General features: G+C 60.4%; 17 protein-coding genes. 2 read left to right on the forward strand and 15 right to left on the reverse strand.

Annotation, left to right across the window (positions count from 1 at the left end):
- Positions 1 to 3: 3 nt before the first annotated feature.
- The 7 genes from G405_RS0104245 to G405_RS0104275 form a co-directional block, all read right to left on the reverse strand.
- Complete coding sequence (locus G405_RS0104245; protein ID WP_022700261.1) at positions 4 to 822, reverse strand: ABC transporter permease; 819 nt, start codon at positions 820 to 822, stop codon at positions 4 to 6.
- 82 nt (positions 823 to 904) lie between these two features.
- The gene (locus tag G405_RS0104250) at positions 905 to 2,047 is read right to left on the reverse strand and encodes a GT-D fold domain-containing protein (RefSeq protein WP_156861352.1); all 1,143 of its coding nucleotides are present in this window, start codon (positions 2,045 to 2,047) and stop codon (positions 905 to 907) included.
- A 122-nt stretch (positions 2,048 to 2,169) separates the two neighbouring features.
- A complete protein-coding gene (locus tag G405_RS14955; protein WP_022700263.1) occupies positions 2,170 to 2,760 on the reverse strand; it encodes a hypothetical protein in 591 nt (196 codons plus the stop codon).
- A gap of 114 nt (positions 2,761 to 2,874) precedes the next feature.
- Positions 2,875 to 3,372, reverse strand: a complete 498-nt coding sequence (locus G405_RS0104260; protein ID WP_022700264.1) for a GrpB family protein — start codon at positions 3,370 to 3,372, stop codon at positions 2,875 to 2,877.
- Entirely contained in the window at positions 3,372 to 4,355 is a 984-nt protein-coding gene (locus G405_RS0104265) for an Hsp33 family molecular chaperone (RefSeq protein WP_022700265.1), read from the reverse strand. Before G405_RS0104265 ends, G405_RS0104260 begins: the two co-directional genes overlap by 1 nt.
- Before the next feature lie 22 nt (positions 4,356 to 4,377).
- Positions 4,378 to 5,562, reverse strand: a complete 1,185-nt coding sequence (locus G405_RS0104270; RefSeq protein WP_022700266.1) for an aspartate aminotransferase family protein — start codon at positions 5,560 to 5,562, stop codon at positions 4,378 to 4,380.
- Between the two features lie 64 nt (positions 5,563 to 5,626).
- On the reverse strand, positions 5,627 to 6,463 hold the full coding sequence (locus G405_RS0104275) for an ABC transporter permease (RefSeq protein WP_022700267.1): 837 nt from the start codon (positions 6,461 to 6,463) through the stop codon (positions 5,627 to 5,629).
- A gap of 232 nt (positions 6,464 to 6,695) precedes the next feature.
- On the opposite strand from G405_RS0104275, the gene G405_RS0104280 reads away from it, so the two are divergent.
- Positions 6,696 to 7,253, forward strand: a complete 558-nt coding sequence (locus tag G405_RS0104280; protein WP_022700268.1) for a GcrA family cell cycle regulator — start codon at positions 6,696 to 6,698, stop codon at positions 7,251 to 7,253.
- 47 nt (positions 7,254 to 7,300) lie between these two features.
- Here G405_RS0104280 and G405_RS0104285 read toward each other — a convergent pair whose 3' ends face one another.
- The 6 genes from G405_RS0104285 to putA all read right to left on the reverse strand — a co-directional run bounded on the left by G405_RS0104285 (position 7,301) and on the right by putA (position 16,680).
- A complete protein-coding gene (locus tag G405_RS0104285) occupies positions 7,301 to 7,792 on the reverse strand; it encodes a GNAT family N-acetyltransferase (protein ID WP_022700269.1) in 492 nt (163 codons plus the stop codon).
- Positions 7,793 to 7,907: 115 nt separating this feature from the next.
- Positions 7,908 to 8,954: a ribonucleotide-diphosphate reductase subunit beta gene (locus tag G405_RS0104290; RefSeq protein WP_028284525.1), complete on the reverse strand. Its 1,047-nt coding sequence runs from the start codon at positions 8,952 to 8,954 to the stop codon at positions 7,908 to 7,910.
- 186 nt (positions 8,955 to 9,140) lie between these two features.
- Positions 9,141 to 10,121 (reverse strand): lipid A deacylase LpxR family protein, encoded by a 981-nt coding sequence (locus tag G405_RS0104295; protein WP_022700271.1) that lies wholly within the window; start codon positions 10,119 to 10,121, stop codon positions 9,141 to 9,143.
- Positions 10,122 to 10,210: 89 nt separating this feature from the next.
- A complete protein-coding gene (locus tag G405_RS0104300; protein WP_160092497.1) occupies positions 10,211 to 11,170 on the reverse strand; it encodes a lipid A-modifier LpxR family protein in 960 nt (319 codons plus the stop codon).
- Positions 11,171 to 11,358: 188 nt separating this feature from the next.
- The gene (locus G405_RS0104305) at positions 11,359 to 13,239 is read right to left on the reverse strand and encodes a ribonucleoside-diphosphate reductase subunit alpha (RefSeq protein WP_028284527.1); all 1,881 of its coding nucleotides are present in this window, start codon (positions 13,237 to 13,239) and stop codon (positions 11,359 to 11,361) included.
- Positions 13,240 to 13,536: 297 nt separating this feature from the next.
- A complete protein-coding gene (gene putA / locus G405_RS0104310; RefSeq protein WP_022700274.1) occupies positions 13,537 to 16,680 on the reverse strand; it encodes a bifunctional proline dehydrogenase/L-glutamate gamma-semialdehyde dehydrogenase PutA in 3,144 nt (1,047 codons plus the stop codon).
- Positions 16,681 to 17,350: 670 nt separating this feature from the next.
- On the opposite strand from putA, the gene G405_RS0104315 reads away from it, so the two are divergent.
- Positions 17,351 to 18,427, forward strand: a complete 1,077-nt coding sequence (locus G405_RS0104315; RefSeq protein ID WP_028284528.1) for a glycosyltransferase family 4 protein — start codon at positions 17,351 to 17,353, stop codon at positions 18,425 to 18,427.
- Positions 18,428 to 18,503: 76 nt separating this feature from the next.
- On the opposite strand, the gene G405_RS14960 is transcribed toward G405_RS0104315, so the two are convergent.
- Positions 18,504 to 19,157, reverse strand: coding sequence for a DUF4167 domain-containing protein (locus tag G405_RS14960; protein ID WP_324603193.1), 654 nt, complete (start codon positions 19,155 to 19,157; stop codon positions 18,504 to 18,506).
- A gap of 215 nt (positions 19,158 to 19,372) precedes the next feature.
- Positions 19,373 to 20,221: a peptide chain release factor N(5)-glutamine methyltransferase gene (gene prmC / locus G405_RS0104325; RefSeq protein ID WP_233346042.1), complete on the reverse strand. Its 849-nt coding sequence runs from the start codon at positions 20,219 to 20,221 to the stop codon at positions 19,373 to 19,375.

Consider the following 20,221-nt stretch of genomic DNA (forward strand, 5'->3'; position numbering starts at 1 on the left):
GCGTTACAACCAGAAAATCAGATCGCGACGAAACCGCGCGAACACCGCGAACGTGACCAGTGAGCCGATCGCTGTCATCGCCAGAACGACCCACCAATGAAACATCACCACCTGACCGTTGAGCAGCGGCTCCCGGACAATGGCGATGAAATGGGTCAGCGGATTGATATTGGCGAACTTGCCGCGCGTCCCCAGCTCGTCCGCGACCCACAAGACCGGCGTCATCAGAAAGGCGAAGCGCATGATGGTGGCGACGATATGCTGCAAATCACGGAACCGCGCCGTCAGGAAGCCCAAGAGCAAGCTGACCCAGACCGAGGTGTAGATGATCACCACCAGCGCCGGGATCGTCCATAACGCGCCCCAGGTCAGCGGGTGGCGCAAGAAAGCCAGCGCCATGGCCACCGACAATCCCGTCAAAGCCAGGTTGAAGACGTTGCGAAAGGTCAGTTTGTAAGCGAAGAGGCTCATCGGCAAACGTTGCGATCTCAACCAGCCTTCCGCTGCGATAAAGACGGTGCAGGCCCCGGTGATCGCGGTCGCGATGTATTGGTACACCCACAAGCCGATCAGCAGATAGGCCGCGAACCAACGTGCATCTGTCGAGCTCAAAGCGCCGAAAAACCAGATCAGCCCTGCGCCGAACACAAGGAAGGACACCACGATCCACGCCGCGCCCAGCAAGGAGCCGCGATAGAGCTGTTTGACTTCCTGAAGGCCCAGATTGATCCACAGGCTGTGCCGCTCCAGCCCCTCCTTGAGATCAAACCAGGCGTCTGAAACCGGGTTGCTATTGGAACGAAAGCGAGGAAAAGACGACACACGCGCACTCTGAAAATTGACGTTAACGGCTTGAACAACCCTCATCTGACCAATGGTAGGTCACCTTATGAGGAATAGGGGGTCAGGTAAGCTTATCCAGTCCCAAACGAGGGTTCCTTACAGCATAGGGCAATCCCTTGCCTCCCCAGGAATCGAAAACTGAACCGATGTCCAAAGCGACAGCACCCTGTTTCTTGGCGAGATTCGCATAATGCTTGCCGTAAAGCCCCGCCCCGATCAGGAAGACAGAACCGCGCAAATCTCCCAGCGATGCGATACGTTTGTCCACAGCGCTGCAAAGGAAAGGGTATTGGCCGAAACCATCGCCGTCTCCCCAAGTGTGATGGTGCGGCACTTCAATGAAAGACAACGCTTTGGGAGACAGCGCGCTCTGAAGCTGGCTCGTCAGATCCCAAGGTCCGACCAGAACGATCCGATCCGCTTTGCGAGTCACAGCCTGGAAGAAGTCAGGCGTTTCTGCGAGTTGCTGAAACACATTCGTTCCGATCCGGTCTTCATCCTTCCAGTGAGGATCAAGTGACAACGCATAAAACATCGCATCCGAGTATGCGACCATGCCGGATGTGCATGTCTCTTCGATGCCTCTGAAGAAGTCCCAGACAGGAAGACCTATTTCATCGGCGCCTTTACAGGCTTGCTGGAGCATGTCGCGCAAGATTGCGCTCGTCGTGAGCACCCAGTCCCGGTCCCGGTCCCGGTTCAGCTCTACAGAGCGCGGCCCAAAATGATAGTACAGAACCTGGGTGAGGACCTCAGCTGCGCTGAAGGTGGCGCCAGCGCCCAGAATACGCCCCTCGCCATCACCCAGACGCACCACGCTATAGGGTTGGCGCTGCTCAATCGCGCCCAGAACCCTGTGCGCAAACCGCTCGCGTCGCTCCCCGCGCATATAGACGCCCCGCAAGCCCAGCCGCTCCGAAACATCACGCGCCGCCAGCGCCAACTGACTGCGTGCGCCAACCGGATCTTGGATGGATTCGAATGTGAGCAGTTCGAGCGTTCCCACGGCCTCTACGCCGAGCCCGGCATTGACGGGAAAAGAAACGGGCACACCCGTCAGCTGAAAGTCACACAAAATTTCATGCGACGGATCCAGCCCCCGGATGATCATATCAATAGAAGTGAAACCGTATTGCGCCAGGTCAACACTCGCCAGAACCACAGCGCCATGCACGAACTCGATCTTGCCGTCAGCGCCTTGCAATCCGTCCGCCCAGTCAAACCGGAACCGTAAACGGCACAGCTCGGGCATCGGAACTGAAGCGCTTAGCGCAGAAGCGGGAATCCGGGTGCGACCTGCAGATACGGTGATAGACATGGCTTGTCTCAGTTCACGTCGTAAAAAGCATCTTGGTGGCGAAGCGCAATTTCACCCCAATCAGTTTCTGGATCACGAATAAAAACGGCAGCCCGCCCGATGCTTTTTTCGGGACGCAGATACTCTTCAATAAAGTGATACTTCGGACGGTCGAGATAATCGTCGAAAATCAGCTCCAGCTCGCCCCGCCCCATAGCCATGCTGGCGAGGAAACACGCAGGCCGAAAGCGTCCGTCAACTAGAACCAGGCTAACCTGAGGGGTGCGGTCAGATTGCATGACCCAGGGCGCCAAAGCATACCAGGGAAACAGATGCAGCTTGTCATGGTTCACAGGGCGACCCCATGCTCCGGTTTCACCCACATCGATGTGGTGAACCCGCGGCATGGACCGAACAGCATCAGCCTGCTCCAGAAATGCGCACAGATTTCCGGCCCAGTCCCTATCACTCTCCACGGAGACGACATGCTTGCCCTCAAGCTCTGAGGCGAGAACGGTCGAACCGCCGCTGCCATATTCCAGAATGCTATCATGGCGCTCGTAGGCCTCGGTGACATACTTCGCCACATCGTCCGGGAAAGTCAGTTTGGGACGCTGCATCAGAACTGCTTCACTTGATAATTAAGCCCTTTGAGAGTTGGCATTAATGGACCTGAAGCCGCTGGATGTCCACCATAGGCCTGCACCGCTCTTATCGGGTGCAAACGCTGTCTCTCACGCGCCGAGCACTGTCTTTATGAACTCCGCCTTGGCGTCACGATACTGCGCCATCGAACGCCCCCGATAGGCGCGCTTGAGCGCGTTATAGCGCGCCACCAAAACCTTGTCCGCGATCAAGGCGTCACGAAACGCACTGAATTGATCCAGCTTATCGCCGCGCACGACGAGTTGAACGCCGACTTCGAGGGCGTAGCCGGGCGCTATAAAGGCCGCAAACCCTTCGCGCCGAGCGGAGCGCACATTGGATTGGTGGCTTGTGTCCAGATACGCCAACGCCGCAGGGAAATCCGCCGAGGCGACACGCACTGCGACGTCGAGATCACCCTTGGTTTCACAACCTGGAACAGCGGTCGCGCCCACATGCTCGATCAGCGCCTCGGCGGGCAAGGCGCGCGCGTGCTGGCGACGCCATTTCTCAAACGCGACCTGCGCCTGACGGCGGCATTCGTCTAGATCAGGACTGAGCTGAAAGAGCGTTGAGTCATCTGACATCAGTCGTTTGCAACGGCCGCAGCATCGATCTCTTCAGCCGTGAAGCGCCACTCGCTCTTGCAGTACTCACAGGTCATCTCAACCGAGCCGTCTTCCTTGCTCATATGCTCGCGGTCATCAGCCGGGAAGCGCGCCAGCATTTTGGCCAGACGCGCCCGTCCGCAGGTGCAATAGCGCTTCACCTCACGCTCTGCCTGAACCCGTACGCCGTCTTCGTGGAACAGACGGTACAGCACGCGCCCCGCCGTCAGCTCCGGATCCAGCAGCTCGTCATCCTCAATCGTGTTGAACAGGGCGAGCGCATGATCAAACTCGGCGTCTTCTGCGGGTCGGCTGTCATCGGCGGCGATTTTCTGGATCAGTGCGCCGCCTGCGCGCCAGACGGTTTTGCCGCCATCCATGACTTGCTGGCCGACCGCCAGACGCAACCGGGTGGGCACTTGTTCTGATTGCGCGAAATAGTGCTCGGCGCTGGCGGCCAGAGTGTCGCCCTCGATAGCGGTGACGCCCTGATAGCGTTCCATGCTCTCGCCGGGATCAATCGTCATGACGAAATTGCCCTTGCCCAGAAGGTCGAGCGGCCCCAGCGGGCCGCTGGCCTGGGCTTCCAGAGCCTGCACGCGATCAGCGTCATATTTGGCGTAGGCGCGAACGCCCTGCCCGGGCACGAAATCCGCGACGACGAAGCCGACCGCGCCATTGCCTTCCACAGCCTGTCCAGTCGCGCCGGGGCCGCTGGCCTGAACGATCAGACGACCGTCAAACTTCAGCGAATCCCCGATCAGGATAGCGACCAGCGCACATTCTCCGACGAGACGGGCGACAGAGGCAGGGTAGTTATGCGCGGCCAGCATCGTGTCCATCGTCTCTCCGAGACGGACGAAACGACCGCGCACGCTCAAACCTTCGAGCTGGAACGTCAGGACGATATTGTCGCCTGCCCCCAAGGAGTCCGGGCCAGGTGTAGAGGTCATATCAGTCATACGTCCGTCTCGTTCCGCTTAACTACTCAGGCTGCAGCTCGCCGAGCGCCTTGTCGAGGGCGCTGACTGCTTCACGCACATGATCTTCGTTGATGATCAGCGGCGGAGCCATCCGAGCCACATTGTCGCCGGCCGCGCCCATCAGCAAATGGTGTTCGCGCGCCTTGCCGACAAGCGTGCGGTTGCCAAAGCCGTCCTTGAGCTTCAGTCCGACCAGCAATCCGCGCCCGCGCAGCTCTTCGACCTTGTCGGAATGCGCGTCCACGACGCCTGACAGCGATTGGCGCAAAGTGTTGGAAATGGAGACCACATGCTCCATGAAGCCGGGCTTTGAGAGCTCGTCATAGACCACATTGCCGACCGCCATCGCCAGCGGGTTGCCGCCAAAGGTTGACCCATGCGTGCCCACCACCATGTGCGCGCCAGCCGCATCCGTGGTCAGGCAAGCCCCCATCGGGAAGCCGCCGCCCACGCCTTTGGCCACGGCCATGATGTCCGGCTTTGCCGTCTCGGCCCATTCATGCGCCCATATCTTGCCGGTCCGGCCGGCGCCGCACTGCACTTCATCATAAATGAGCAGCAGGCCGTGTTCGTCACAGAGCTCCCGCAGGCCGCGCAGGCAGACATCGGGAATGGCGCGCACGCCGCCTTCGCCCTGCACCGGCTCGACCAGAATGGCGGCGGTTTCTTCGGTCACCGCAGCCTTCAGCGCCTCATGGTCCCCGAACTCGACCTGGTCAAAGCCTTCCATGGCTGGACCGAAACCTTCGAGATATTTCGGATTGCCGCCCGCATTGATCCCGCCATAGGAGCGGCCATGGAATGCGCCGGTGAAGGTGATGATGCGGTATTTGTCGGGGCGGCCATTGGCGAAGTGGTAATGCCGCGCCGACTTCAGCGCGCACTCCACCGCTTCGGTGCCTGAGTTGGTGAAGAAAACCCGGTCTGCAAAGCTGTCCCGGCAATACTTTTCAGCCAGCTCGATCTGACCCGGCACCCGGAACATGTTGGAGGTGTGCCACAGCTTGTCCGCCTGGTCCTTCAGCGCCGCCACCGCCTTGGGATGGGCGTGGCCCAGCGCGTTCACCGCAATGCCCGAGATGAAGTCGAGATACTTCTCACCGCTCTTCTCGATCAGATAAGCGCCCTCGCCGCGTTCGAAATCAAGATTGGGCGGCGAATAGGTGTCCATCAACGGCTTGGGCATAAAAGGCTCCCTGGGTGGAAAGGGGTGAGAAAATTATGAGTGTGCTGATCTAGAACCAGACGCGTCAGCTCTTCAAGCGCCAGCCTGAGCGCAGCAGCAGATAGGATGCGGCGAGAAGCGCCGCATTGATCGCTGCGATCACCAGACAGCCGATCAGAAGCGGGCTGTCATGACTGCCGATAAAGCCGTAACGGAAGCCGTCGATCAGGAAAAAGACCGGGTTCACATGGCTGATCGAATAGAACGGTTCAGGCAGGATCTCGACCGAGTAAAAGGTGCCCGACAGGAACGCCAAAGGCATGATGATGAAGTTGGTGATCACCGCCAGATGATCAAACTTCTCCGCCCATAGTCCCGCGATCAGACCAATCATCGCCATCATCGCGGTCGCGGAGAGGCCGAAATACGCCATCGCCCAGATGTGGCTGATGGTGATGTCCACAAACGGCGCCACGGCCAAAGCGGTCGCCGTCCCGACGATCACGCCGCGCGTGACCGCCCCGCCGATAAAGGCCGCCGCCAGCTCGGCCGCAGACAGGGGCGGCATCAGGAAGTCGACGGTGTTGCCCTGCACCTTCGCCACGATCAGCGAAGAGGACGAGTTGGCGAAACTGTTGTTGAGCATGCCCAGCATGATCAGGCCCGGGGCCACGAAGGCCGTGAAGTCAACGCCCATCACCTCGCCGCGGCGCGAGCCGATCGCGAGCGAAAACACGATCATGTACAGCAAGGTGGTCGCCACCGGCGCCAGGACGGTCTGGAAGCTGACCTTCAGAAATCGCCGCACTTCCTTCTTGTACAGCGTCCACAGGCCCAGCCAGTTCACCGCGCCCAGGCGGCGTGGCCGGGGGCCGTCGGAGACAGCTGTGGATTGCGGCGCCGAAGCGACTTGATCTGACATGAGCGACTCCCCTTAAGGCTCTGTACGCGCATCTAGCACGCTCCCGCCGCCCTGTGCAGGCCATGCGGTGCGGATGAAGTTATCCACGGACGAATCAAGTCGGCATCTTGTGCCTAGCGGCTCAGGAGATACTGTATGTCGTGTTCACACCCAAGATATAGGGCAAGCAAATGACCCTATCACTAGGTGTGGGATATGTGGATGAGCTTAATTGGGCGAGGAGCGCACCGCCATGGCGTGGACCGAAGACCGTGTGGAAACTCTGAAAAAGCTTTGGTCTGACGGCCTGAGCGCCAGCCAGATCGCCAAGCAACTTGGCGGGGTGACCCGAAACGCCGTGATCGGCAAAGTACACCGCCTGGGCCTGTCAGGCCGTGCGGCGCCCTCGCGCCCTGCGCGTCGCCCGGCGCCCCGGCCCGCGCCGCGTCCGGCTGCGAAACCCGTGGTCGCAAAAGCCAGCCCGCAGGCCGCCGCCCCGTCAAAGGCGAAGCCTGTCGCTGCTGAGGCCAAGCCCGCAGCCCTGGTCGCGCCGCAAGACGCCGCCCGTCTGCCCAATGGCGAATACGCCACGGTGCTGACTTTGCGCGAGGGCATGTGCAAATGGCCGATCGGCGACCCAACCGACACTGAATTCCGCTTTTGCGGCCGCCATTCCGGCGTCGGCAACGCCTATTGCGAAGCCCACGCCCAGCTGGCCTACCAGCCGCAGGCCAAGCGTAAGCGCAAGCCGGGCGACGACGCCAAGGCTGTGCTCGACAGCCTGCAATCAGCACGCCGCGTCAATCTTTAGGCGTCACGCATCTGATCTGAAGAACCCCGGCCTCGCGCCGGGGTTTTTTATGGGCGAACGTCCAGCTGATATTTGAGAAAACGCTGCCCGGCATGGGCGTCCTCGCCCACAAAGACTGCGCCATAACGCGTCAACGCGGACAAGGACGTGCGCGATGGCGCAAGCAGAAAGCTGATCACCTTGATCCGCTTATCTTGCCGGGCGAAGTCGAGCGCTTTCATAAACACCCGCCGCCCCAGACCAAAGGCGTCCGGTGTGAGCACCAGTCCGAAATCCCAGACCTCGCCCTCTTTCTCAAAGCCGCCCCAGCCCACATAGCGATCACTCTCATGGATCGCCCAATGGCCCAGACCGTCTTCACCCCAGCGTTTCTGCTTGGCGGCGAGAAACGCCGCCACGTCTTCATCGGTCCAGGGCTGGGTGAGCAAAGGCAGGTGCGCGGCGATACGCGGGTCATTCATATGCGTCAGGAGCTGACTGGCGGAGACGTCGCTCAAGCGCCCGAAACGGATCGACACGTGATGATCTGGGGTGGTCATGACCGCGAGCCTATAAGGCCAGACGCCGCCCGCCCAATCACGAGCCGGTGACACATATACAAAAACCCCGGCAGGAGGACCCGCCGGGGTTTGAAAATACGCTGTGACGCAAGCGCTATTCGGCCGGCGTCGCCGCGCCGTGTACGGACCGCTTCAGCATCATGTTGTCGAAGTTCGACCAGACGCCGGCATCGCCATGCCAATCACCCTGGGTCGCGCCCTTGGAGTATTCGGTCGCGCGCGCTTCAAAGAAGTTCGCGTGCTCGACCCCGTTCAGGATTTCAGACAGCCACGGAAGCGGGTGCTCTTTGACACCGTAAATCGTGGGCAGCTTCATCTGCTTCATCCGCCAGTCGGCGATGTAGCGGATGTAGGTCTTGATGTCCTCAGGCGTCATGCCTTCGACTTCACCCGCTTCAAACGCCAGATCGATGAACTTGTCTTCAAGCTTGACCACGGTCTGGCAGCAATCGGCGATGTCGTCCTTGACCGATTTGGTCAGTGCGCCGGTTTCTTCGGCGAAGGTGTGGAACAGCTTCATCATGCCTTCGCAGTGCAGCGATTCATCGCGCACCGACCAGGACACGATCTGCCCCATGCCCTTCATCTTGTTGAAGCGCGGGAAATTCATCAGCATCGCGAAGCTGGCGAACAATTGCAGGCCTTCGGTAAAGCCGCCGAACACCGCCATCGACGTGAGAATATCTTTCTCGGTGTCGCAGCCGAACTTGCCCAGATAGTCATGCTTGGCCGCCATTTCCTCATACTCCATGAAGGCGGAGAATTCGGTGTCAGGCATGCCGATGGTTTCCAGCAGCAGCGCATAGGCTGCGATATGGATCGTCTCCATATTGGAGAAGGAGGCGAGCATCATGCGCACTTCAACCGGCTTGAAGAGCGGCATGTAGTTTTCCATGTAGTTCGCGCCGACTTCCACGTCTGACTGGGTGAAAAAGCGGAAGATCTGCGTCAGCAGATTGCGCTCCTTGTCGGTCAGCTTAGTCGCCCAGTCCTTGCAGTCCTCGCCCAGCGGCACTTCTTCAGGCAGCCAGTGAACCTGGGACTGAATTTTCCAGAAGTCATACGCCCACGGATAGCGGAACGGCTTGTAGGTCAGGCTGGGAGACAAAAGGCCCGGACGGTCTGAAGCGACGGATAGCATGGCGATTTCTTTCTCGGCTCTGGCGATCATTCAAGGGCTGCATAGCGCTGCAGGCACGACAGATAGCGCTTTAGCCCCTCAGGTCCACTAGATATTGTGTCACAACGAGTCTGGTTTCCAGTGTATTAATCGGGTTTTCCACGCTGGAAGAAACTTGACCCCAAACGACTCAAGTGACCGGGTCGGCTAGAAGGCGCGTGACAGCGCAATCGCGCCGAACCGTTGCGGCCCGTTCTGCCCGGCATACTGCTCGCTTCGCACCACATAGGTAAAGGCCAGTCGGTAGTGGTTGATATGGAGCGCTGCGCCCGCTTGCACATCCCCGACCCAGATTTTGCGCGCCACAGAGGCTGAGTCGCGGAACGTGTTGCCGTCGAGGAAAATATCGCGCCCCACGGCATAGCCGCCTACGCTCGCGAACACATAGGCGGACACCGGCTGGTTCGGCGTAAAGATGCTGGAGGGGGACAAGGCCGGGCGCATCCGCGGCGGCGCGAAAGAGTCCTGCAGATCCGTTCCGAATCGCACTGTCGCGCCCACAGACAGATCCGTGCGCAATGTGCCCAAGGTCAAACCGCCATGGCCCATCAGATCCGCCCGGTATGAGCCGACCTCCCATTGATGCAGGCGTTCGGTCCGCTGGCCCGAAATGGCGAACACCAGCTCATCATGCAATTGCGCACCCCAGCCGCGCGGCTCCTTGCCGTCGATCAGCTGGTGCCAGCGCGACTGAACAAACTCACCCTGCGCGCTTGGCCCGATCAGGCCCACATCAATGAGAATGGTGTGTTCGCTATTGGCCGTTCGGGCAGACGCAAACCAGTTCAGGCTGAGATGAGCGGCATAGGGGTGGTCATCGAGCGGCGGGGTCTCCACCGTAATATCACTGGCTGTGTAGAGCGTATGCGCCAGCGCATAGCCTTCACGCAGGGTCGCGCCCTTGAGCTGGACGAAAGGCTGGGTGCGAGCGGCGTGCAACAGCCAGGGGCTCACCGCCTCTGCAGCTGACACCCATTCAAGCCGCAGGCCGTTGGTGTAATGCCGATCCGTGCCGCCAAACATGTCGTTTTCAATGACGACAGTCAGCACCTCACCGTCTTCAGGCTGAAAGAGTTCCGGAAAGTCGGGAAAGTCCGAGGCGCGTGCTGCGCTGGCTCCAACGACCAAACACCAACACAGGGTGAGCAGAGCCGCAAACCTTGACACTCTCAATGCACGCCCCTCTGACACGCGCCGAAAGACGCATGCGTCCAGCCTTACCGCCGCAGCGTCAATGAGAACGCCGCAAATCCTTCAGATGTTTCCCAGGATTCATTGGGCAAGGCATAGCGTGTTTCGCGCTGGATATAGGCGAAGGACAGATCCGCGCCGCCAAACCGCGCCGCAACACCGGCCTGCGCGTCGCCCACCGTCGCATAGGGACCCATGGCGAACGCATTGCGCATGTTAAATCCGGCGCCCGGATCATACATCAGGGCTTGCTGGTCAGCGCCGGCGAAGAACCACCAGGCAGGACGATCCGCCCCAAACCCTTCATCGAGATACTGGCCAAGCCGGACGGTCGCGCCCGCTTCTGCCGCAGGGCCGTCCTGACCGATGGAGACGCCGGCGCGAGGCGCGACGCCAACATCCAGCCCGTCCAGACCGCCGCGGGCGTCAAACGTATTTTCATAGCGCAAGGTCATGCGGCTCGCTGACCGGCCAGCGGGATCAAGCGTGCTGCCTGCAATGTCGGCATAGGATTCAGAGAGCGCTGACAGAGCGGCATCCGGCGCTCGTCCGTCAAACAGAGAGACCGAAATACGCCCCCCCTGCGGTGTTTGCATCAAAGTCGTTCCAGCTTGATAGAGCGCTGAAAACCCTTCCATGGCGGCGCTGTCGGAGCGAACGCTGAGTGCGACCCCGGCCAGACGCGCCGCATCCGGCATTGCAGACTGCGAATCAGAACCGATGAAATCGGTATAGCTCGGCGACCAGCCCAGGGTCTGAGAAGACGTGTAGCGCGAACCGCCAGGATTAGCTCGAGGCTGCGACAACTCGGCCTGAAGCGGGCCTAAAATCATCGCGCGCATTTCCTGGGACGCCTGCACCTGCTGGGCGAAAGCGCTTGCGCCGAAAGAAGATAGAGAGACCAGGCACGCCGCCGCGCACCCACCCACCAGAGCTGCATAGCCCTGAGTCGGTTTTAGCACTGTGCTTGCGTTAGGCGTGGTCATACCGGTCCCCATCGGCTTCAACCTGCGATGTTCAAATCATAGCATGAACAATGGCCATATTGAGATCAAGGAGGCTTCTTTAGGGTTAACAGATCATAAAATATATAAGCTCAATTCTTTCATGCAGATACAATGAAAAACCCCGGCGCGAGGCCGGGGTTCTTACAATATTCACAAAAAACCTGATGCTACTGACAGGCGAGACACTCGTCATAATCCTTGGGAGCGGCGTCCCCCATGGCTTTGGACATCTCGTCTTTCTCGCCCGATCCCGCATAGGCGGCGCGCTGCACCGATTTGGAGCGGCAATAGTAGAGCGATTTGACGCCCTTCTCCCAAGCCGACCAATGCAGCATATGCAGATCCCATTTGTTCACATCACCTGGCAGGAACAGGTTCAGCGATTGAGCCTGGCAGATATAGGGCGAACGATCAGCGGCGTGCTCGATGACCCAGCGCTGGTCGAGCTCGAACGCGGTCTTGAACACGTCTTTTTCAAGCTCATCGAGGCAATCCAGATGCTGGACCGAGCCTTCATGCTCGAGAATGGAAGACCAGATGGTCGGCGTGTTCTGCCCCTTCTCCTCCAGCACCTGTTCGAGATACGGGTTCTTGACGGTGAAGGAGCCTGACAAGGTCTTGTGCGTGTAGACATTGGCCGGGATCGGCTCGATGCCTGCAGACGTGCCGCCGCAAATGATGGAGATCGACGCGGTCGGCGCGATCGCCAGCTTGTGAGAGAAGCGCGCCTTGACGCCGTTCTCGCCCGCATCGGGACAGGCGCCGCGCTCTTCAGCCAGCTTGACCGAGGCTTTGTCCGCGCCCTGGCGGATATGCTGGAACATGCGCTTGTTCCAGGACTGGGCCATGGCGGATTCAAACGGCACGTTCAAACGCTGCAGGAAGGAGTGGAAGCCCATCAGCCCCAGACCGACGGAGCGTTCACGCGCGGCGGAGTACTTCGCGCGCTCCATCTCATCAGGCGCACGCTCGATGAAGTCCTGCAAGATATTGTCGAGGAAACGGAAGATATCTTCGAGGAAACGCGGATCGTCTTTCCACTCGAGGAATTTCTCGGCGTTCAGAGAGGACAGGCAGCACACGGCCGTGCGGTCATTGCCCAGGTGGTCCACGCCGGTCGGCAGGGTGATTTCCGAACACAGGTTGGACTGGCGCACCTTCAGACCCAGCTTGCGCTGGTGGGCGGGCATGTTGTTGTTCACGGTGTCGGAGAACAGGATGTACGGCTCGCCGGTCTGCAGGCGGACTTCCAGGATCTTCTGCCACAGCTTGCGAGCGTTGACGGTTTTCACCACCTCGCCGGACCGCGGGGAGATCAGCTCGAAGTCCTCATCCTTGGCGACGGCCTCCATGAACGCGTCAGACACGTTGAGGCCATGGTGAAGGTTGAGACTCTTGCGGTTGAAGTCGCCCGAGGGTTTGCGGATTTCGAGGAATTCCTCGATTTCCGGGTGGTGGATGTCCAGATACACCGCCGCCGAACCACGGCGCAGCGAGCCCTGGGAGATGGCGAGCGTCAGCGAATCCATCACACGGATGAAAGGAATGATGCCGGACGTCTGGCCGTTCTGACCGACCTTCTCGCCGATCGAGCGCACGCTGCCCCAATAGGTGCCGATGCCGCCGCCATTGGAAGCGAGCCAGACATTCTCGGTCCAGGTCGACACGATATCGCCCAGCGAATCGTCCACCGAGTTCAGGAAGCAGGAAATGGGCAGGCCGCGATCCGCGCCGCCATTGGACAGCACCGGCGTCGCCGGCATGAACCACAGATTGGACATGTAATCATAAAGGCGCTGCGCATGTTCGAGATCGTCGGCGTAAGCCGTCGAAACGCGCGCAAACATGTCCTGGTAGGATTCGCCGGGCAGCAGGTAACGGTCGACCAGAGTCTTCTTGCCGAAATCGGTCAGAAGCGCATCGCGCGAGGGGTCGATCTTAACCTTATCAACCAGTCGGAGCTGGACAGCTTTGGGCTTGCCGCGCAGGCTGGAAGCGGATTCCTGTGCACGAGCTCCGGTAGCGTGGGCTTGGTCGAAAGGCGTCATCTCTACCCGCTCCATTTCAGCATCGCACATCTGACCTGCGAGAGGCCGTTTTCCCGCGCGCTGCTTAAGAAAAACCTATACATGGTGTGCGGCTTCCCCCGGAAACCGCAACATATAGTGCTTGGGTCGGGTCAGACCGTCAACGGGTCAAACCGGCCCCAAGCCGCTTTTTTAGTAAACAAAGTCCTACCAGAAAACGCTCCGGGCCCGGACTCGTTAAGGAGTCCGGGCCCGGGGATAAATGCGGTTTCTTGTGGATATCTGGCGAGAGCGCCGATGCCCCTATTGGGGGTCGGGTTAACCCAAGGACAGAAGTTCGGGGTCCCCGCCCTGCGCCGCCACGTTAATGGTGACCGTATGCTCGGATGCGAACCGGTAGATATAGTGAGGGCCGCCCGCCTTGGGTCCGGTGCCCGACAGGCCTTCGCCGCCGAAAGGCTGCACGCCCACCACCGCACCGGTGATGTTGCGATTCACATAGCAATTGCCCGCCGGAACGATCGCGCGCACGCGCTCGGCGAATCGATCCAGTCGGCTGTGCACGCCCAGGGTCAGCCCATAGCCCTTGTCAGCGAGCTGACGCGCCACGGCCTCAAGCTCTGACCGCTTGTAGCGCAGCACATGCATGATCGGTCCGAACTTCTCATCCGTCAGCTGATCCATGGAGCTGATTTCGACCAGAGCCGGAGAGAAGAATCGCCCCTTGGCCGCCAGCTCACTACTCAGCGGCGCGCGGTGCAGCACCGTCGCCTCTGACGCCATGCGCTCCACATGGCTTTCGAGCATGGAATAGGCGTCCGCATCGATCACCGGGCCGATATCCGTGGCCGGATCCGCCGGATCGCCCAGTTTGAGCATATCCATCGCGCCCTTCAGACCCTCGATCAGAAGATCGCCGATCTCGTCAGGGATCAGCAACAGGCGCAGCGCCGAGCAGCGCTGCCCGGCAGACCCGAAAGCGGAAAGAATCGCATCGTCGATCACCTGTTCGTGCAAGGCTGACGTATCAACGAACAGACCGTTGAGGCCGCCCGTCTCGGCGATCAGCGGCACGATCGGGCCGTCCTTGGCCGCCAGCGTCCGGTTGATGATGCGCGCCACATCGGTAGAGCCGGTGAAGGCCACGCCATCCACACCCGGCAGTCCGGTCAGCGCCGCGCCGATCTTGCCGTCGCCGGGAATCAGATGCAGCACGCCTTCCGGCAAGCCCGCCTCGAGATAGAGTTTGACCGCTTCAAACGCGATCAGCGGGCTTTGCTCGGCAGGTTTGGCCAGCACGCTATTGCCCGCCGCCAGAGCCGCCGCCACCTGACCGGTGAAGATCGCCAGCGGGAAATTCCACGGACTGATGCAGACAAAGACGCCGCGACCGCCCAGGCCCAGATGGTTGGTCTCGCCCGCCGGACCCGGCATGCGCACAGGCTCACCGAACTTGGTCTCCGCCTCGACAGCGTAGTAACGCAGGAAGTCTACGGCTTCGCGCACTTCCGCGACGCCGTCCAGCAAGGTCTTGCCGGTTTCCCGCGCCATCAGGGCGAGCAGGCGATCCGTATTCGCTTCCAGCGCATCAGCCATATCGCGCAGGATTGTCGCGCGCGCTGGTCCGCCCCTGGCGTTCCAGCCCGGTTGGGCCTCACGCGCGGCCTTATACGCGCGCTCCACATCCTCTTCCGTGGATTCATGCAAGGTCGCGACCTGAAAGCTCTCATCGGCCGGGCTCGTCATCGGCGCGCCCCAATCGGTCAGCGCCTGGCCATTGATGATCGGCCCACACGGATAGGGCGCATCGGCGTCAAACGCCTCCTGAGCGTCCGCCAAGCGGTCCCGCACCGCCGACTGCGTCAGATCCATGCCCTTGGAGTTCAAGCGCGCCGGACCATAGAGCTTGGGCGGAATGGAGATGAACGGGTGCCGGTCCAGAGTCGGAGCCGCCTTGAACGGGCCGCCGGCCACATCCGCTGCAGGCACGTCTTCATCCAGGAACGCGTTGACGAACGAGGTGTTCGCCCCGTTTTCCAGAAGGCGCCGCACCAGATACGGCAACAGGTCTTCATGACTGCCTACTGGCGCATAGACGCGCACATTGCCCAAATCAGGGAACGCTTGGGCGGCGGCAGCGTAAAGCGGCTCGCCCATGCCGTGCAGACGCTGGAACTCATAAGGTGGGTTGCCAGTCTCGGCTGCAATCTGACGCACCGCGCACAGGGTGTGAGCGTTATGCGTGGCGAATTGCGAGAAGATGGCGTCCGGCGCCGCCAACATCAGACGCGCACAGGCCAGATAGTTGAGATCGGTCGCCGGCTTGGTGGTCCAGACCGGAAAATCGGGCTGACCGTTCATCTGGGCGAATTTGATCTCGGTATCCCAATAGGCGCCTTTCACCAGACGCACCATGAAACGGCGCCCGCAATCCTGGCCGAGCTCGATCAGCTTCTGCAGCACTGCGGAGGCGCGCTTTTGATAGGCCTGGATCACAATGCCGAGGCCATCCCAGCCCGCCAGGGACGGATCGCGCGCCAGCCGGTCGAATATCTTCAGCTGAATGACCAGACGATCACTCTCTTCCGCGTCCAGGCTGAAGCCCAGATCAGCGGCTTTCGCCGCTTGCGCCAGCTCCAGCGCGCGCGGATAGAGCTCGTCCATCACCTGGTCTTGCTTGACCGCCTGATACCGCGGGTGCAGCGCCGTCAACTTGACGCTCACACCATCCACATCCTCCACGCCGCCGGTCTGACGCTTGGCGGCGACGACCTTGATGGCTTCACGGTATTTCTGCAGATAACGCTGGGCGTCAGCATCGGTGCGCGCACCTTCACCCAGCATGTCAAAGCTGAAGAGCGGCTTGATCGACCCGTAAGTTTTCCAGTTTCGACCGCGTTTGATCGCGCCCTCGATATTGCGGCCGAGTACAAACTGCTCTCCCAGAATGCCCATAGCGCGACGCGTGGCGGTGCGGATGACCGGCTCTCCGAGCCGGCTGGCCATTTGCTTGAAGTACTCGCCGGGGTTTTTCTGAGCGCCCTTGTCCACCTTCAGGATGGAGCCGGTCATCATCAGACCCAGCGTGGAGGCGTTGACCAGCCAGTTATCGGACTTCCAGGCGTGTTCGACCCAGGCCCCTGATCCGATCTTTTCGGCGATCAAAGCGTCAGCGGTCTCGGCGTCAGGCACGCGCAACAGGGCTTCGGCCAGGCACATCAGCGCCAGGCCTTCTTTATTGCTGAGACCAAATTCTTGCAGGAAGCTTTCCATCAACCCGCCGCCATGACGGGTGGCGCGGGCGCGCTCGACCAGATCGACCGCCTCGTCGCTCGCCGCCTGGCGCGCTTGCGGGCTGAGGCCCACCGCGTCGTCCAGCAGGCGGGCCGCCTGACGTTCATCAGCGAATTTCTCGCCGTCCAGAACATCCCAATCGATGTTTACATCTGTCCAATCGCGCATGGTCGAAAGCCTCTCGAACCCAGAGCGGCCGGCGCATCCGGCCCTGTCGAAAATGACAATGCTTGCTCAGGCCATAGAATTCAAGCCCCGCTATACGAAATCAGTATAAGTCCGCACAGCACCGCATTGCAGCATGACTGAATAGAATTTATTTTGAGCTGAAAACATGTAAGTTGATTTCAGTAATATCGACTACAGAACACCCTTCAACCCTGAAGTCTCAGCTTTACTTCACCGCAGATTTTAATGGCAGCAATCCTGAATGCGCCACATTTCCCAATCGAAATTTTCTATTTCAATCAATTCGCAAGTCTTTGTATAGTTTGATAAATCTATTTATCTCAACGTATATACAAAGGAATTACATCCGGTTTTCCGCGCGAAATCTGCAAAGTCTGACTTTTTGACCGGGCGCCTCCTGCTGACACGTCCTTCTTTGAAGATTTCATCCCTCGCCTGCGCTGCGTTGCGCGAACGCAGACAAAGCTTGCTCACATCACCAACGACCGAACGCAATCATCGTTCCACGACACATCCGGAAGATCGGCTGAAAGGCCCCGAGCAAGAGCGTCTGGCGCCGACAGGACTTCGACAAACGGGTAAAACACGCTAAACCGGCGCGAAGAGTCACATGGTTCTGGAGATCCATCCCATGGAGGAAAGCGCTCCGCTGCGCATACTGCTCGTCACCGATGCGTGGGAGCCTCAGGTCAACGGCGTCGTGCGGACGCTTTCACGCACCGTGGAAGAGTGCCGCGCCATGGGCCATGAGGTGGAGGTGATTCACCCCGGCCTCGGCTTCAAGACCTTCCCCCTGCCGACCTACCCCGAAATCAAGATGGCGGTCGGCGCGCGCAAGGACCTGGAAGCCCGGTTCAAGGCGTTCGAGCCCGAGGCGATTCACATCGCCACCGAAGGCTCGCTGGGCCAGGCCGCACGGGCGATCTGTCTGAAGTGGAAGCTGCCCTTCACCACGAGCTATCACACCAAGTTCCCCGAATATGTGAATGCGCGCCTGCCGTTCATTCCGATCTCGGCAGGCTATTGGTTCATGCGGCGCTTCCACAATTCGGGTAACCGGCTGATGGTCGCCACCCCGTCCATGCGCGACATGCTGACCGAGCGCGGCTTCAACAACATCACCCCCTGGGCGCGGGGCGTGGACACTGAACTCTTCCACCCTGACAAGCGCCATATGGGCGGGGAAAGCGTCTATGAAGGACTTCAGGGTCCGATCTTCGTCTATATCGGCCGCGTGGCCGTCGAGAAGAACATCGAATCCTTCCTCGACCTCGACCTGCCCGGCACAAAGGTCATCGTCGGTCCCGGCCCGCAGCTTGAAGAACTGAAGAAAAAATATCCCGAAGTCGTCTTCACCGGCAACAAGTCCGGCGACGAACTGGCGCGTCACTTTGCAGACGCCGACGTCATGGTCTTCCCCAGCTTCACCGATACCTTCGGACTGGTGATTCTGGAATCCATGGCGACCGGCACCCCGGTCGCCGCCTATGTGGCGAACGGGCCCAAGGACATCATCCCTGGCTCCAAGGCGGGCTCAGTCAATGACGATCTGAAAACCGCATGCCTTGAGGCGCTGGAGATGAAGCGCGAAGACTGCCGCGCCTACGCCGAGAAATACTCCTGGCGGTCATGCGCGGAAGAGTTCGTGCAGAACCTGAAACCCCAACCTCGCCCCGAGCGACGCCGGTTCTGGCGCCGCCTGCGCCGGCTGGGCCGCCGCGGCTGATCAGTTGGGCCATCCTGAACACAAAAAAGGCTGGAGCAATGCTCCAGCCTTTTTTCGTGCGTCAAACCCCAAGGGTTCAGGCAGCCTCTCCGGCGTCCTTGGATGAGCGTTTCTCACCCTCGCCGTCAGCCGCGTCCAGAGCTTTCTGGGCGTCCACATCCGCTTTCGGGCGGCGGGTGCGCGTGCGCTTTTTCGGCTTCTCTTCGGTCGAAGGCTGGCTGTCGCCCTCTTCAGACGGCGTTGCAGACGAAGCGCCCGCGCTCTCAGGGTCAACCACCTGCAGCGGGTCATCACTGCCGGTCGGTTCGTCCCGGCGACGACGACCGCGCGGACGGCGCTGACGTGGCGACTCTTCGCTCTGCGCCGCACCTGAATTGTCAGAGCCGGTTTCGTTCTGCGTCTCGGCCGCATCGTCAGCGCCGTCAGCATCGTCCTGGTTGCCGTTATTATCCTCACGCTCATCGCGCTTGGGCTGGTTGGCCTGAACGATCCGCAGATAATGCTCGGCGTGCTGGTAATAGTTTTCAGCCATCACCCGATCCCCGGCGGACGAGGCGTCGCGGGCGAGCTGCATGTATTTGTCGTAGATATGAGAGGGGGCGCCCCGAACTTTTACGTCCGGCCCATTGCTCTCATATGAGCGGTTGCTGGGCGATCCGGGCTTTCGCCCTCGTCCGCGTTGACGCTTCATGTTCAAGAACCTGATCTCTTTTCGGGTTGTTGATACCATTGAGGCCGACACGACACCGCGAAATTCGCGTCTATCGGCGCGAGCGCAACCAAGATTGCGTCCGAACTCGATAGCGTGTGGGCCGATCGGTCAGCGGGGCGCTCGGTAATCGCGTCAGGACAGCCCCTGCCCCGACATGCATCACCCGCTGGACTTGTCCGCACCCTAGACGCAGGTGCAGGCAGATTCCAACACTTTTCTGCACGCACATGCGCTCAGAGTGGAAAGTTCAGGCTGACAACCCGGTCATTGCCGGCCAAATCCTTCAAGATGCAGACCTCTTGAGCGCCGGCTTCACGCGCCGCCTGCAGCGCCATGGCCCCTTGATCGTACCCGATCTCGAACAAAGCCAACCCGCCAGGCTTCAATAATCGCGCGGCCTCGGCGAACAGATTCGGATATGGACCGAATCCGGTCACGCCGCCGTCAAGCGCTAACCGAGGCTCGAAAACCCGGACTTCCGGCTCCAGTGTCTCAAGCACATCGGTCGCGATATAGGGCGGGTTTGACACCACCAGATCAAAAGCGTCCGATACGCCATCCGCCCAATTGCCTGTTTGAAAACGTACACGGTCAGTCAATTGCGTGCGCACGGCATTCTCCGCCGCGACCTTGAGCGCCGCTTCGCTGAGATCGGTGGCCAAACCCGAGGCGTTCGGAAATTCGCTCAACAAAGCCAGAATGATCGCGCCCGACCCCGTCGCAATGTCCAGAATCCGCAAGGGCGCCGACCGATCCGGAAAAGCGGCGAGCGCCGCCTCGATCACGGTCTCGGTGTCCGCACGCGGGGTCAGCACGTCGCGGGTGACTTTCAGCTCGAGCGTCCAGAAGGGCTGCGTGCCGAGGATATGCGACAACGGTTCGCGCTGTTCGCGGCGCGATACCAACGCGTCAAACTGCGCGCGCTCTTCAGCCGGCATGGGCTGCGTCATCTCGGTGAGCAGTCGCGCCGGGCTCAGATCGCTGGCCGCAAGCAGCAATCGCCGCGCTTCATCCGCCGCATCATCCAGCCCCGCCGCGCCTAACCGCTCAGCGGCGGCGCGCAAATGCGCAGCCCGGGTCAC

The sequence above is a fragment of the Oceanicaulis alexandrii DSM 11625 genome, from assembly GCF_000420265.1.
Taxonomy (GTDB): Bacteria; Pseudomonadota; Alphaproteobacteria; order Caulobacterales; family Maricaulaceae; genus Oceanicaulis; species Oceanicaulis alexandrii.

Coding starts and splice junctions, on each gene's coding strand:
- G405_RS14955 (WP_022700263.1), bottom strand. CDS start 2,760: ATGCAGCGTCCCAAACTGACTTTCCCGGACGATGTGGCGAAGTATGTC.
- G405_RS0104260 (WP_022700264.1), bottom strand. CDS start 3,372: ATGTCAGATGACTCAACGCTCTTTCAGCTCAGTCCTGATCTAGACGAA.
- G405_RS0104265 (WP_022700265.1), bottom strand. CDS start 4,355: ATGACTGATATGACCTCTACACCTGGCCCGGACTCCTTGGGGGCAGGC.
- G405_RS0104270 (WP_022700266.1), bottom strand. CDS start 5,562: ATGCCCAAGCCGTTGATGGACACCTATTCGCCGCCCAATCTTGATTTC.
- G405_RS0104275 (WP_022700267.1), bottom strand. CDS start 6,463: ATGTCAGATCAAGTCGCTTCGGCGCCGCAATCCACAGCTGTCTCCGAC.
- G405_RS0104280 (WP_022700268.1), top strand. CDS start 6,696: ATGGCGTGGACCGAAGACCGTGTGGAAACTCTGAAAAAGCTTTGGTCT.
- G405_RS0104285 (WP_022700269.1), bottom strand. CDS start 7,792: ATGACCACCCCAGATCATCACGTGTCGATCCGTTTCGGGCGCTTGAGC.
- G405_RS0104290 (WP_028284525.1), bottom strand. CDS start 8,954: ATGCTATCCGTCGCTTCAGACCGTCCGGGCCTTTTGTCTCCCAGCCTG.
- G405_RS0104300 (WP_160092497.1), bottom strand. CDS start 11,170: ATGACCACGCCTAACGCAAGCACAGTGCTAAAACCGACTCAGGGCTAT.
- G405_RS0104305 (WP_028284527.1), bottom strand. CDS start 13,239: ATGACGCCTTTCGACCAAGCCCACGCTACCGGAGCTCGTGCACAGGAA.
- putA (WP_022700274.1), bottom strand. CDS start 16,680: ATGCGCGATTGGACAGATGTAAACATCGATTGGGATGTTCTGGACGGC.
- G405_RS14960 (WP_324603193.1), bottom strand. CDS start 19,157: ATGGTATCAACAACCCGAAAAGAGATCAGGTTCTTGAACATGAAGCGT.